General features: G+C 65.6%; 11 protein-coding genes. 3 read left to right on the top strand and 8 right to left on the bottom strand.

Annotated features, from left to right (window positions below; translation table 11 throughout):
- Positions 1-27 precede the first annotated feature (27 nt).
- Positions 28-1446, bottom strand: coding sequence for an aminotransferase-like domain-containing protein (locus BPHYT_RS15820; RefSeq protein ID WP_012434149.1), 1419 nt, complete (start codon positions 1444-1446; stop codon positions 28-30).
- A 189-nt stretch (positions 1447-1635) separates the two neighbouring features.
- Between BPHYT_RS15820 and BPHYT_RS15815 the strand changes: the two genes are divergently transcribed.
- Complete coding sequence (locus BPHYT_RS15815) at positions 1636-1941, top strand: DUF2917 domain-containing protein (RefSeq protein ID WP_012434148.1); 306 nt, start codon at positions 1636-1638, stop codon at positions 1939-1941.
- A 37-nt stretch (positions 1942-1978) separates the two neighbouring features.
- Here the strand turns inward: BPHYT_RS15815 and BPHYT_RS15810 are convergent, their stop codons facing one another.
- Positions 1979-3220, bottom strand: coding sequence for a citrate/2-methylcitrate synthase (locus tag BPHYT_RS15810; protein ID WP_012434147.1), 1242 nt, complete (start codon positions 3218-3220; stop codon positions 1979-1981).
- 125 nt (positions 3221-3345) lie between these two features.
- On the opposite strand from BPHYT_RS15810, the gene BPHYT_RS15805 reads away from it, so the two are divergent.
- Entirely contained in the window at positions 3346-4737 is a 1392-nt protein-coding gene (locus BPHYT_RS15805; protein ID WP_041759030.1) for a CoA transferase, read from the top strand.
- Positions 4738-4828: 91 nt separating this feature from the next.
- Here the strand turns inward: BPHYT_RS15805 and BPHYT_RS15800 are convergent, their stop codons facing one another.
- Positions 4829-5575, bottom strand: coding sequence for a GntR family transcriptional regulator (locus tag BPHYT_RS15800; protein WP_012434145.1), 747 nt, complete (start codon positions 5573-5575; stop codon positions 4829-4831).
- Between the two features lie 191 nt (positions 5576-5766).
- Here BPHYT_RS15800 and BPHYT_RS15795 point away from each other — a divergent pair, with 191 nt between their 5' ends.
- Positions 5767-6612, top strand: coding sequence for an aldo/keto reductase (locus BPHYT_RS15795; protein ID WP_012434144.1), 846 nt, complete (start codon positions 5767-5769; stop codon positions 6610-6612).
- A 15-nt stretch (positions 6613-6627) separates the two neighbouring features.
- Here BPHYT_RS15795 and BPHYT_RS15790 read toward each other — a convergent pair whose 3' ends face one another.
- From BPHYT_RS15790 to BPHYT_RS15770, 5 genes are all read right to left on the bottom strand, one after another.
- Positions 6628-7107: a Rap1a/Tai family immunity protein gene (locus tag BPHYT_RS15790; RefSeq protein ID WP_012434143.1), complete on the bottom strand. Its 480-nt coding sequence runs from the start codon at positions 7105-7107 to the stop codon at positions 6628-6630.
- 347 nt (positions 7108-7454) lie between these two features.
- Positions 7455-8315 (bottom strand): hypothetical protein, encoded by an 861-nt coding sequence (locus BPHYT_RS38705; RefSeq protein ID WP_012434142.1) that lies wholly within the window; start codon positions 8313-8315, stop codon positions 7455-7457.
- A gap of 441 nt (positions 8316-8756) precedes the next feature.
- Positions 8757-10940: an ABC transporter ATP-binding protein gene (locus BPHYT_RS15780; RefSeq protein ID WP_012434141.1), complete on the bottom strand. Its 2184-nt coding sequence runs from the start codon at positions 10938-10940 to the stop codon at positions 8757-8759.
- Positions 10937-11803, bottom strand: coding sequence for an ABC transporter permease (locus BPHYT_RS15775; protein ID WP_012434140.1), 867 nt, complete (start codon positions 11801-11803; stop codon positions 10937-10939). Before BPHYT_RS15775 ends, BPHYT_RS15780 begins: the two co-directional genes overlap by 4 nt.
- Positions 11800-12810 carry an ABC transporter permease gene (locus tag BPHYT_RS15770; protein WP_012434139.1) on the bottom strand — a complete coding sequence of 337 codons (1011 nt, stop codon included), beginning with the start codon at positions 12808-12810 and terminating at the stop codon, positions 11800-11802. The genes BPHYT_RS15775 and BPHYT_RS15770 overlap by 4 nt, the downstream gene beginning before the upstream one ends.
- Positions 12811-12836: the final 26 nt, after the last annotated feature.

The raw sequence follows: 12836 nt of genomic DNA, 5'->3' as shown, positions 1-12836 counted from the left end.
AAAAGCGCGGGCTGGCGCTCATTCAACTCACTCCGACGCCGGCAGCGCCGCCGCCGCGTGAAAGAACGCCTGCGCACGCGGGTCGTTACCGAATGCGATATGAATTCGGGTCCACGGGCTCACTTCCATATTCGGCCGGAAGTGATTGCCCGGCACGACGGTCACCCCCAGCGGCACGCCGCACTCCACCAGCCGTTCCGCATTGGCGACATGCGGCACGCGAGCCCACACGAATTTTCCGCCCACGGGCTTGTCGAAAATTTCCCAGCCCGCGTCTTCGAGCGTTTGGATGGTCGAGCCGAGCGCGTCGCGCATACGCCGACGCAGACGCTCCAGATACTTGCGATACGCGCCGCGCTCCAGCATCGCCACGGCGACCGCTTCGGCAAAACGCGAGCCGCCGATGCTCGTCAGCATCTTGATGTCGACCAGATCCTTGATGATCGCGTGGCTCGCCACCACACAGCCAATCCGCAGCGACGACGACAACGTCTTCGACAGTCCGCCCACGTAGATCACGTGTTCGAGCTGGTCGAGCGTGGCGAGCCGATCGGTGAGGTCGGTCTGAAAATCGGCGTAGATATCGTCTTCGATGATCGAGAAGCCGTGCTCGCGCGCGAGCTGCAGTAGCCGGAAGGCCACCGGCGGCGCCACGTTGGTGCCCGTCGGATTGTGGAACACGGTGTTGATGAACAGCAGCTTGGGCCGATGCGACTTCAACTGCTCCTGCATCACGTCCAGATCGGGACCGTTGCGTGTGCGCGGAATGCCGACCAGTTTCACGCCGTGCAGCTTCAGCAGACCGTGGAGGTTGTAGTAACCGGGGTCTTCGACAAAGATCGTGTCGCCTGCCTTGAGCATGTAGCGCATCAGCAGATCGAGCGCCTGGCTTGCGCCGTTGGTGATGAGGATTTGCGACGTGTCAGCCTGAATCCCCAACTGGCCGATGCGGCTCTGCAGATGTTCGCGCAACGTCAGGTTGCCGAGCGGGGTGGCGTAATCGACCATGCTCGCGAGATCGGTGCGCGACACGTGGCGGATTGCCTGCGCAATGCTGTCCGTGTCGCGCCACGCTTCAGGAATAAAGCCGCTGCCGAGCTTGAGCGTCTCGCCCGGATGGTTGAACTGCTGCAACAGATGGTCCGACTCGTCCTCGGCGCGGCGCGGATCCGAAGTGCCCTGGCACTGCGTGCCCGCCGGTTGGCGATCGGCGACATAAAAACCGGAGCCGTGGCGCGAGTCGACGTAGCCGAGCGACACCAGCCGGTCGTACGCCTCGATCACCGGAAAGCGGCTCACACCGTAGTCGGCGGAAAACTGGCGAATCGACGGAAGCTTCGAGCCGGGGTGGGCGATGCGCGAGCGGATCCACGCCGTGACGCCGGTGACGATCTGTTCGGTCAGCGGCACGCCGTTGTCCCGATCGAGCTGGATTTCGAGTTTCAAGGCGATCCTCCTTCACCGAACCGCAGGCCTGATGCGCCCGAGTTCTGGGCCAAGAATCCGTTGTCCGCGTCAACTGTCCGGTTTTTCAACTGAACAGTTCCGATAGAAGTGTTCGGAACTGTGCATGGGTAACCGATCATCGCACGTCAATAATCGGTACAACAGAAAAGTTCTTTGAAGGAGAGCGCGATGCGTGAAGTCCGGATTTTCGAATTGGAACATGACGAGCCCGCGACGGCCTGGCGTGTCGCGCGTCCGTCGATCTTCAAGGTCATCTCTGGCGAGATCTGGCTGACTATCGAGGGCGACGGCGAGGATCACTGGCTCGCGACCGGCCAGTCGATCGAACTGCCGCGCCGGGCGGTGGCGTGGATCAGCGCGGGTCAGTCCGGCGCGCGCTTCGCGCTGGCAAGCGGCTCCGAGCGCACCGCAACGAAGCCGATGGCGGGCTCGCCGGTCTTGAACTGGCTGCCGCGCTGGCTCGGCGCAGCCTGACGATTCGCGAGGTCTATCGAGCCGGGTCCGCGGCGGCTCAGTCCGGCCCGGCAGCCTCATATTCACCGATGTAACGCGCGCGCGGCCGGATCAAGCGGCCGTCGCGCGTCTGTTCCATGGCGTGCGCAATCCAGCCGACCACCCGGCCGACCGCGAACAGCGTGAAGGCCGAGCCCGCCGGCAACGCCAGCACACGCTCGATGGCGGCAAGCGCGAAGTCCACGGTCGGCTCCGCGCCGGTTGTATCGCGCACCGTGCGCGCCAATCCCATCACCTCGGCGAAAGGCGAACGCGCCGGCGCGCAGTCAGCGAGCATGGCTAACAACAGCCGCGCCCGCGGGTCGCCGTCCGGATAAAGCGGATGACCGAAGCCCGACAGCACCGGCCCGTGCGCGCCGTGTTCGACGCGGGCGAGGCGATTAGCCAGATAGCGGTCGAGATCGGGCGCGCGCGCGGCTTCTTCGAGCAGCGCGGCGATGCGCACCGTTTCGCCGCCGTGACGCGGGCCCGACAACGCGGCGAGACCACCCGCCACCGCGCCGAACAGATGCGTCCCCGTCGATGTAATGCAACGCACCGTGAAGGTCGAGGCATTCAACTCATGATCCGCGCAGGCCACCAGCGCCGCGCGCAGCAAGCCAGCCTGCTGGCGGTTACGCACGTGCCACGCTAAAGCCAGTTGCCGATGCAGCGGCTCGTTCGACGACGCCGCCGAGATCATCGCGGCGGCCAGCAGGCGCATGACGGCGCAGGCCGTGTCGAGTTGCGCATCGCGGCCGAGTGCCCACACTCGCGGCATTTGCGCCGCTGCGGCCGGCAGCAGGACGAGCGCGCGATCGAGCGGCGTGCTGTCGCCCCACAGCTTGAGCCACGCGGCCCATTGAGCGGTGGCGAACGGCACGGCCGGCGCATCGGCAATGCGCCGTGTGCTGCATTCCCACAGCAGCGCCGCGATGTCCTCGAGCGACGCGCTTTGCGCCAGTTCCATCGCATCGTGCCCGCGATACAGCAAGCGTCCATCGGCCACCAGCGTGATGGACGATTCGAGCACCGGCACGCCCCAGTCCAGCACCTTTTGAGCGACCTTGCCCGCGCGCTTGCCGTCTTCCTTGCGGCGCGCGAGGCGCCGCACTTCGCCGGCGTCGTAGAGACGATGCTTGCCTTGCGCATCCGGCGACGAGCTCAGCATGCCGCGGCTCACATAAGCATAGAGTGTGGGCAAGCTGATGCCGAGCGTGGCGGCGGCTTCAGCAGCGGTCAGGGAGTTGGAGGTCGGCATGGGTCGGCATGGAAAAGTGCGGAAACCGAAGAAATCAATATATATTGATTATCATAATCAAGATTGATTGCGACGAGGCGGAATTCTAGACTCGGTTCACTTCTTCCTGTTTCGCTATGGACGACATGACACCTGAACTCGCTCTCAAACATATCTGGACGCTGGCCGGATGTGATCCGACCGCGCTGCATTCCGTGACGCTGACGGGCGCTGATCCGGGCTTGCCGTCGGTCTACCGGGTCGGCAGCCTGGCCTCGGCGAGCATCGCCGCGACCGGTCTTGCCGCGGCCGAATATCAGCGTTTGCGCACCGGGCACCGGCAGCACGTGACGGTGGAGATGCGGCGCGCGCTGGCCTCGTTTCGCAGCGAGCGCTATCTGCGTGTCGACGATGGGCCGCCGCCCGCCTTGCGCGATCCGGTCACGGGTTTCTACGAGACACGCGATGGCCGCTGGATTCAACTGCATACGAACTTCGCGCATCATCTTCGGGGCGTATTGCAGGTGCTCGGCTGCGAGAACGATCCTGCTGCCGTGGCCGCCGCGATTCGCAACTGGGACGGCGCGACGCTCGATCAAACCCTCGCTGACGCCGGCCTCTGCGCGGCGTTGATTCGCACGCCCGACGAGTGGGCCGCGCTCGATCAGGCGAAAGCGATCAGGGGCTTGCCGCTCTTCGAGATCGAGCGCATCGGCGACGCGCCGGCCGAGCCGCCGCGTGCGTCCGACGCGGATCGGACGCTGACGGGCGTGCGGGTGCTGGATTTGTCGCGCATCATTGCCGGTCCAGTGGCCGGGCGGGCGCTCGCGCAGCATGGTGCCGACGTGCTGATGATCAACGGGCCGCATCTGCCGAACATCGCGCCTCTGGTGATCGACAACGGGCGTGGCAAGCGCTCGGCTCTTGTCGATCTGCGCGACGCGGCGGGGCGTGAGGTGTTGCGCGGCCTCGCCGCCGACGCCGATGTATTTCTGCAGGCCTATCGCCCGGGAGCGCTGGCCGCGCGCGGTTTCGGTCCGGAGGAACTGGCGCGTGCGCGGCCGGGGATCGTCTATGTCTCAGTGTCGGCTTATGGGCATCAGGGGCCGTGGGCACAACGACGCGGGTTCGATAGCCTGGTGCAGTCGGCGAGCGGGATTGCCTTCACTGAGCGGCAGGCGGCGGGGTGGAACGAGCCCAAGCATTTGCCTTGTCAGGCGCTGGATCATGCGACCGGGTATCTCGCGGCATTCGGCGCGATGGTCGCATTGGCGCGGCGGGCTACCGAAGGCGGAAGCTGGCATGTCCGCGTCTCGCTCGCGCAAACCGGCCGGTGGTTGCAATCGCTAGGGCAGATCGCCGATGGCTGGCAAGCGCACGACGTCACGCTCGACGATGTGCGCGATTGCCTCACGACCGTGGAGTCGGAGTTTGGACGCGTGCTAGGCGTGCAGCCGGCTGAGGTTCTGGACGAGACGCCTGCATACTTCGCGCTGCCGCCGGCCCGAATAGGCGCCCATGAGGCTAAGTGGGCGTGAGGACTTCAGGTCAGTTGGCTCGCGGCGAGGCGTGTGCCGACACATAACGAACGCACGCGCCGCGCAAAGTGCACACAGTGCAAACGGCCAGCTACTTCCTCAACTCCGCCACGAAGTCGTAGTAATCGTTACGGCAGTACGTGTCGGTCAACTCGATCGCGCGCTGATCGGCGGTGTAGCCCACACGCGTGATCAACAGCAACGCCTCGTTCGGCGCGATGCTCATTTGCTGCGCGATTTCCTCGCTCGCATTCACCGCGCGAAAATGCTGCAACGCGCGGACAATCGTCAGTCCACGATTCTCCAGGTACGTGTAGAGCGAATCGCCAATCGCCTGAGGATCGGGAATCACTGCGGCGGGGAAGGTGGAATTCTCGACCGCCATTACAATGCCGTCGGCCATGCGCAAGCGGCGCAATCGCGTCACCGCCGCCGCCGGCGATAAACCGAGCTGAATCACCTCGTCGCGATTAGCCGGCAAAATTTCGCGCGACAGCCACTTCGAACTCGGCGTGAATCCACGCCGCCGCAGCATTTCGCTAAAGCTCGACAGACGCGACAGCGGATCTTCGTAGCGTGGTGTGATGAAACTGCCCGCGCCCTGGGTGCGTCGAATCAAACCCTGCTCGACCAGCAAGGCAATCGCCTTGCGTGACGTGATGCGCGATACGCCGAGCGCCTCGGAGAGCACACGCTCCGAAGGCAGCGCCTCGCCCGCGTTCCAGCGGTTCTCGTGGATGGCCGCGCCAAGCTTGCGAGCCAGTTGCAGATATAGCGGCGTGTCGTTTTCCGGGTCCGGGCGCAGGTCGCGCCAGCGGTCTTCCGAGGCAGAGGTCATGGAGCTCACGCAAGAAGGGCAAGCGGCAATTCTATGACATCGGCGCGCTGTGTTATAGCGGGCTTTTGCCTGGTGTCCGATCGAATGTCCGTTGAACGGCTAAACTCGTCGCTATGAATTTTCGTGGCACGCGCCGCGCATTCGCTTGCGCAGCGACATTGCCGACCACTGAGCCACTTCGAGGAGTCAGCATGACGAGCGAAATCGCAAGCGTGAGCCTGCCCGACGGCGAACGCATTCCGAAACTGGGGCAGGGCACCTGGGAGATGGGAGAACTGCCGGCGCGGCGTGCCGCCGAGATCGACGCGCTGCGTTGCGGCATCGAGCTCGGCATGACGCTGATCGATACGGCGGAAATGTACGGCGACGGCGCGACCGAATCGCTACTCGGTGAAGCGCTGGCCGGATTGCGCGACAAGGTGTTCCGGGTCAGCAAGGTGTATCCGCACAACGCCAGCCGGCGCGGCGTGATCGCGGCCTGCGAGCAGAGCCTCAAGCGTCTGAAGACCGATCAGCTCGATCTCTATCTGCTGCACTGGCGCGGCTCGGTGCCGCTCGCGGAAACGGTCGAGGGTTTCGAAGCGTTGCGCCGGGCGGGCAAGATCCGCCATTGGGGCGTCAGCAACTTCGACACCGAGGACATGGAAGAACTCGTCGCCACGCCGGGCGGCGATGCCTGCGCGACCAATCAGATTCTCTACAACGTGGCGCGCCGCGGGCCGGAGTTCGATCTGCTGCCGTGGCTCGCCGCGCGCAAGATGCCGGGCATGGCGTACAGCCCGGTCGATCACGCGCGCCTGCCCAGGCGCTCGCCGCTCGACGATATCGCCGACGCGCGCGGCGTCTCGGTGTTTCAGATCGCGCTCGCGTGGGTGCTGCGCCAGCCCGGCGTGTGCGCGATTCCGAAGGCGGCGCGCGTCGAGCACGTGCGCGACAACCATCGCGCGTCGCAATTGCAACTCGGCGCCGATGAACTGGCCGCTATCGACGCCCACTTCAAACCGCCGCGCGGCAAGCGGCCGCTCGAAATGCTGTAAGCGCGGCGCGCTTTGTCAGTTGCAGCTGTGGTGCATGTGAACGGAGCCGAGCACCGCGACTTCTGCAGGCGTGTGCTTGAGCGAATCTTCGTTGACCTGCGCGGCGTCCGCAACGAATTCGTCGACGATCGACGACACCTGCACATTGCGCAGGCACAGCGACACGCGCTGCGTTTCATTGGCGGGCAACGCGCTGCGCTGCCCGAGGAACAGCACGCCGTACTGATAGCCGTGGATGATCCCGCGAATCGCGCCGACGCATTGACCTTGCGCGACATTGTCGGTTTTCTGCTTGCAGGTTTGCGCGAGCGAATAGGCGGAGAAGGTGGGATCGACCGGCGGGGCGGCTTGCGACAGCGTCGGTGAGAGCGGCTGTGCTGGTTGGGGCGTTTGAGCCGGTGTTTGCGCATTAGCGAGCGATGCAAGGCCGAGCGCGGCGGCGATCAACAGACCGGTGGCCACGCGTGCCGTGGAGGGTAGGACGTTTCGTTGCATGTTGTGGTGCCCTCATATCGAACGTTGAATCTGATATGAGGCGATCGCGTCGGTTTGGTTCCAGGCGCGCGCACACGGGCGGCCGATTGTTCGAGTTCTTGCCGCCTGCGGGCACGTCGGCGTGCGCGGCTCGAGTGTGCGGTCCTGACGCGCGGTCCAGATTCGCGCCACCGCGGGTTATCGGCCTGCTTATATGCATCGCTCGAACCGACCGGTCTCGGGCGGTGACGCTCGACCGGGGGATCGAGACATCACCGCCGATGCCGGCGGATAGCGGACGGTAAATCGGAATGTGACGCTGGCGCGGGCAGGATGCGGGGGCACCCCAACCGAAGACCGGGCGATTGCTAGTGCCCGTTCCCTCCACCATTGCCACCACCGTTACCGCCGCCACCCTTGCCTCCGTGACCGCCGCCGAAGCCTCCGCCAAAGCCGCCGCCGAAACCGCCACCGAAGCCGCCGCCAAAACCTCCACCTTTACCGCCGCCGAAACCACCGCCAAAGCCACCACCTTTACCGCCACCGGCGCCGGCGCCACCGCCACCGCTGGAGCCTCCGCAACCGCAGCCGCCGCTCCCGCCGCTGCTTCCGCCACCGCTGCTTCCGCCACCGCCGCTGCCACCGCCGCTGCTGCCACCGCCGCTGCTGCCACCGCCGCTGCTGCCACCGCCGCTGCTTCCGCCACCGCTGCTTCCGCCGCCGCTGCTTCCGCCGCCGCTGCTTCCGCCGCCACTGCTGCCACCACCACTGCTGCCACCACCCCCCTTGCCGCTTCCGCTTGCACCGGAGTTGCCGCTCCCCGAACCCCCCGCGCTGCCTGCGCCGCTATTCGAACCGGCGCCGCTATTGCCCGAACTCGCTGCGCCGTTACTCCCGCTACCGCCGCCGTGAGGCGCGCATCCACTAACGTTGGCGCGGCTGCAGTCGCGCGGTTGAAAGACCAGTGCGGCGTCGTCGGCTGAGCTCGGTTCGCCGGCTGCCGCGCCGGTCGCCAAATCACCCGGCGCCGCGCTGTCGCTCTGTGCAAGCTGCGCTGTTTCATGCACTGCGCTGGCGGGCAGCGACGCGTCCGCGAGCACGATCCATTTGGGGATCACATCCGCCGAGGCCGGATACGCGACCTGAGTCGCCAGCACAACGACACCCGCTACGATCGCGGCACTTCGAATCACCCCGCAGTAGTACTGATTGAATATTATGGTCTTCATCACGTCTCTCCCGAGGGAACGACGACACCTCGCTGCCGCCATCTCTCACGCTGAGTCTGCAGCGGTGGGCCTGTCTGCACGCGGGCCTCGTCGCCCCCCGAAATTGTCTTGCCGATGTCGATCAATCACGCATCGTCATCTTCCCGGCTGCCTGGCCGGTGTATGGGCAAACGCTGACGCACGCTTGCCTAGTTATCGTTTTGCCGTCCATCGCCATGCATCGCGTTGCGTCGCGGTTGCGCGCACTGAGACGCATCTTGCCGATGCGATGAACCTCTCTGGCTTCGACCGTCTGATCAGTAGTTAGCGATATCCATGCCACTGGCCGGAAAGCCTTGACATAACAGGAGCGAGATAGGGATGTGCGACGCGCACACTGAAAAAACGCAGGAAAACGTTTCGGCGATGAAACGCGCGGGCTCGATGCCGCGCTACGCCGTGTTACTCGTCACGCCCCGCGTTCTCGGGCGCGTTTTCTGATCCGTCGCCAAGCACCTTGCCCGCGACTTGTCCCGCATCGCCGCGCGAAGCAGTTTGCAGCGCGCGCAATTCGTCAACGGGGATGTGGCAGCGGATTCGATGCGCGGACGGCATCGCCGCCTCGCCTTCGCCGGCATCGACGAACGGCGGGTCCTGCTGCTCGCAGATCGCGCCGAGCTTGCGCGGGCAGCGTGTATGAAACACGCAGCCGGACGGCGGCGATGCCGCACTCGGCAAATCGCCGGACAGGTGGATACGGGTCGCGCCGCCTTGGCCGTCGAGTGTCGGCACCGAGGACAGCAATGCTTCTGTATAAGGATGATGCGGTCCTTCGAACACGGCCGCTGCCGGTCCGATTTCCAGCAGCCTCCCCAGATACAGCACCGCGATACGATCCGCCAGATAGCGCACGACGTGAAGATCGTGCGAGATGAAAACGTAACTGACTCCGCGCTCACGTTGCAGATCAGCGAGCAGGTTCAGGATCGCGGCCTGCACGGAGACGTCGAGCGCGGAAGTCGGTTCGTCGCAGACCACCACGCGCGGTTCGCCGGCAAACGCGCGCGCAATCGCCACCCGCTGTTTGAGCCCGCCGGACAGTTGCCGCGTGCGTGAGCCGAGATAGCGCTGCGGCAGGCGCACGGCGTCCGTCAACGCGGCAAGCCGTTCGTCGATGGCCGGCCCGCGCAATGCGGTGAGACGCGACAGCGCGCGGCCGATCAGCCGTTTCACCGAATGCGCGCGATTGAGCGCGGAGTCCGGATTCTGAAAAACGATCTGCAGCGACTTGACCTGCTCGGTGTTGCGCCGCGTGACGCGCGCGGCGAGCGGCGCGCCGTCGAGTTCGAGCACGCTGCCCGCATCCGGCGTGAGCAGGCCGAGCATGAGCTTGGCGAGCGTCGTTTTGCCGCTGCCCGATTCGCCGACGAGGCCAAGCGTTTCGCCGCTCGCGAGATCGATCGAGACGTTGTCGACCGCACGCAGCGCAGCGCCGGACACGTGAAAGGTCTTCGAGAGTCTTTCTGCCCGCAGCACGAGAGCAGGGGGCTTGCCGTCGACCGGCGCATCACTGCGCTCGGGCAAAGCTTCCGCGCTCGCACGCGGCAAGTCGATCGCGCGCTCGTGGTAATGACAGCGCGACATCTGGTCGCCGCGCGCGGCGCTCACGCGATACGGCGGCGGCGCTTCGCGGCGGCAGCGGTCGTCGGCGAGGCGGCAGCGGTCCGCGTAGATGCAGCCCTGCGTGACCGAACCGGGCGAGGGCAAACTGCCCGCGATCGTATCGAGCCGTTCGCTGTCCTTGCTGCGCCCAGTTGTGGGCAAACAGCGCAACAGCCCGACCGTATACGGATGACGCGGCCGCGTGAAGACATCTTGCGTCGCGCCTTCTTCGACCAGTTTGCCCGCGTAAAGCACGCCGACGCGTTCGCACATGCGCCCGATCACCGCGAGGTTGTGACTGATGAAGAGCACCGCCGTGCCGAGCTCTTTGCGCAACTGCGCGACGAGGTCGAGCACTTCCGCTTCGACGGTCGCATCGAGCCCGGTGGTCGGTTCGTCGAGAATCAGCAGTGCGGGGTTCGAGGCGAGCGCCATGGCGATCACCACGCGCTGTTGCATGCCGCCCGACAATTGATGTGGATAACTCTCCATCACCCGCTCGGGCGCGGCAATGCGTACGCGCTGCAGCATCTCGAGCGTGCGCCGCAAGGCTTCGTCGCGCGCGACACCGGCGGCTTCGAACGCTTCGGAGACTTGCCGCGCGATCGTCAGCGACGGATTCAGCGCACGCCCCGGATCCTGATAGACCATCGAAATCGCGTTCGCGCGCATGTTGCGCAACGCGTCGGCGTTAAGCTTCTGCACGTCCTCGCCGGCGATGATGATCTTGCCTGCCTTCACCTTGCCATTGCGCGGCAGATAGCGCAGCGCCGCCATCGCGACCGTCGATTTGCCGCAGCCGGACTCGCCCACGAGACCGTATGCTTCGCCGCGCCGCACGCGAAACGAAATGTCCTGCAGCACTTCGCGATCGCGTCCGCGTATCCGGTACGTGACCGTCAGGCCGACGACGGTCAGCGCGTCCGTGCGGTCGCTCTTCGAGACGTCGAAGGCGGGGAACGAGGAGGGCGGCGGGCCGTTCATCGGTCGAGCACGCCTTGCACGCTGTCGGCGATCAGATTCACACCGACCACGAGACTCGCGATCGCGCCGGCCGCGAACACCACGGTCCACCATGCGCCGCCCGCCATCAGCGTGTACGACTCGGAGAGTGCGAGGCCCCAATCCGCCGACGGCGGCTGAATGCCGAAGCCGAGAAACGACAGCGTGGCGACCGCGAAGATCGCGTAGCCGAGCCGCACCGTCGCTTCGACGATGATCGGCGGCAACACGTTCGGCAGAATCTCGGCGAACATGATGTAGGGTGCGCGTTCGCCGCGCAGCTGCGCCGCGGCGACGTAGTCGAGATGCCGCTCGGCGAACACGGCGGCGCGTACGGTGCGCGCGGTAATCGGTGTGAACGTGATGCCGATCACGAGGATGACGGTGAAGTTCGACGCACCGACCGCGGCGAGCGCGAGCAGCGCGACGATCACGAGCGGCAGCGCGAGCACAGCGTCGATCGCGCGTCCGACCACGTTGTCCACCCAGCCTTCGAAGTAGCCGACGATCAAGCCCAGCGTGGTACCCGCGATCGTGCCGAGCAAGGTCGCAAGCGGCGCGATGGTGAGAATGTCGCGCGCACCGACGATCACGCGCGAGAACACGTCGCGCCCGAGTTGATCGGTGCCGAACCAATGCGTGCTGTCGGGCGGCGTTAGCGAATTGAGCGGATCGGAGGCGTACGGATCGATGCGCACGATCCATTGCCCGGCAATCGCACAGACGATCCACCATGTGACGATCACCATGCCCACCACGAAAGTCGGCGAGCGCAGCAGCAGGCGCAACTCGTCGAAGCGTGGCTCGGCAGCCGCGCGCGGCGTCGGCGGAACGATGGTGCTCATTCGGCGCTCCTCACCCGCAGCCGCGGATTGAGCAGCACATGCAGCGCATCGGCGACGAGATTGGCGACGGTGTAGACCACGCCGATGGTCAGCACGCCTGCTTCGAGCATCGGAAAGTCCTTGGCCTTGGCCGCGTTGTAGATCAGCGAGCCGATACCTTGATAGTGGAACAGCGTCTCGACCACCACGAGGCCGCCGATCATATAGCCGAGTTGCGTGGCGGCGACCGTGATGGTGGGCAGCAATGCATTGCGCAGCACATGCCGCCAGATCACGATATGACGCGGCAAGCCTTTGAGAATCGCGGTGCGCGTGTAGTCGGCATCGAGCGCCTCGACGGTCCCCGCACGCGCCATGCGAGCGATATAGCCGAAGAACACAAGCACGAGCGGCAGGACCGGCAGCACCAGATGACGCAATTGTTCGAGCGCGCCCGCTTCGGGCGGATACGACGCTTCGATCGGCAGCCAGCGCAACCACACGCCGAACACCAGAATCAGCACGATCGACGAAACGAATTCCGGCACGACTGTCGCCGATAGTCCCGCGATGCTGATCGTGCGATCGAGCCAGCGTCCCGCGTGCATGGCCGACCACACGCCGCCCGCAATGCCGAGCGGCACGACCACGATGAACGCCAGCAAGCCGAGCTTGGCGGAATGCGCGAGCGCCTCGGCGATAAACGGCCGCACCGGCTCGCGATACGCGTAGGACAGCCCCATATCGCCACGCACGAAATGCGAGATCCAGTCGACGTATTGCGTCATCAGCGGACGGTCCGCGCCGAGCTGATGATTGAGCGCGGCAACCGCGCGCGCATCGGCCAGCGGGCCGAGCACCGCGCGGCCGATGTCGCCGGGCAGAAGTTGTCCGCCCGCGAACACGATCACCGACAGCAGCCACAGCGTGATTAGCGACAAGCCCACACGCGTCGCCAGAAAACGCACGACACGGCCCGCGTTGCCGCTCGGCGCAGAAGAAGCGGAAGGGCTCACCGTGGTCGACATCGTGCTCTCCTGTCGCAAACGCGCCG

Source organism: Paraburkholderia phytofirmans PsJN (genome assembly GCF_000020125.1).
Lineage (GTDB): Bacteria > Pseudomonadota > Gammaproteobacteria > Burkholderiales > Burkholderiaceae > Paraburkholderia > Paraburkholderia phytofirmans.
This window is presented reverse-complemented; position numbering and strand designations above follow the sequence as displayed.

Bases quoted from the DNA above. Each gene is read 5' to 3' on its own strand.
- BPHYT_RS15815 (WP_012434148.1), top strand. From the start codon at position 1,636: ATGCGTGAAGTCCGGATTTTCGAATTGGAACATGACGAGCCCGCGACG.
- BPHYT_RS15810 (WP_012434147.1), bottom strand. From the start codon at position 3,220: ATGCCGACCTCCAACTCCCTGACCGCTGCTGAAGCCGCCGCCACGCTC.
- BPHYT_RS15805 (WP_041759030.1), top strand. From the start codon at position 3,346: ATGACACCTGAACTCGCTCTCAAACATATCTGGACGCTGGCCGGATGT.
- BPHYT_RS15800 (WP_012434145.1), bottom strand. From the start codon at position 5,575: ATGACCTCTGCCTCGGAAGACCGCTGGCGCGACCTGCGCCCGGACCCG.
- BPHYT_RS15795 (WP_012434144.1), top strand. From the start codon at position 5,767: ATGACGAGCGAAATCGCAAGCGTGAGCCTGCCCGACGGCGAACGCATT.
- BPHYT_RS15790 (WP_012434143.1), bottom strand. From the start codon at position 7,107: ATGCAACGAAACGTCCTACCCTCCACGGCACGCGTGGCCACCGGTCTG.
- BPHYT_RS38705 (WP_012434142.1), bottom strand. From the start codon at position 8,315: ATGAAGACCATAATATTCAATCAGTACTACTGCGGGGTGATTCGAAGT.
- BPHYT_RS15780 (WP_012434141.1), bottom strand. From the start codon at position 10,940: ATGAACGGCCCGCCGCCCTCCTCGTTCCCCGCCTTCGACGTCTCGAAG.
- BPHYT_RS15775 (WP_012434140.1), bottom strand. From the start codon at position 11,803: ATGAGCACCATCGTTCCGCCGACGCCGCGCGCGGCTGCCGAGCCACGC.
- BPHYT_RS15770 (WP_012434139.1), bottom strand. From the start codon at position 12,810: ATGTCGACCACGGTGAGCCCTTCCGCTTCTTCTGCGCCGAGCGGCAAC.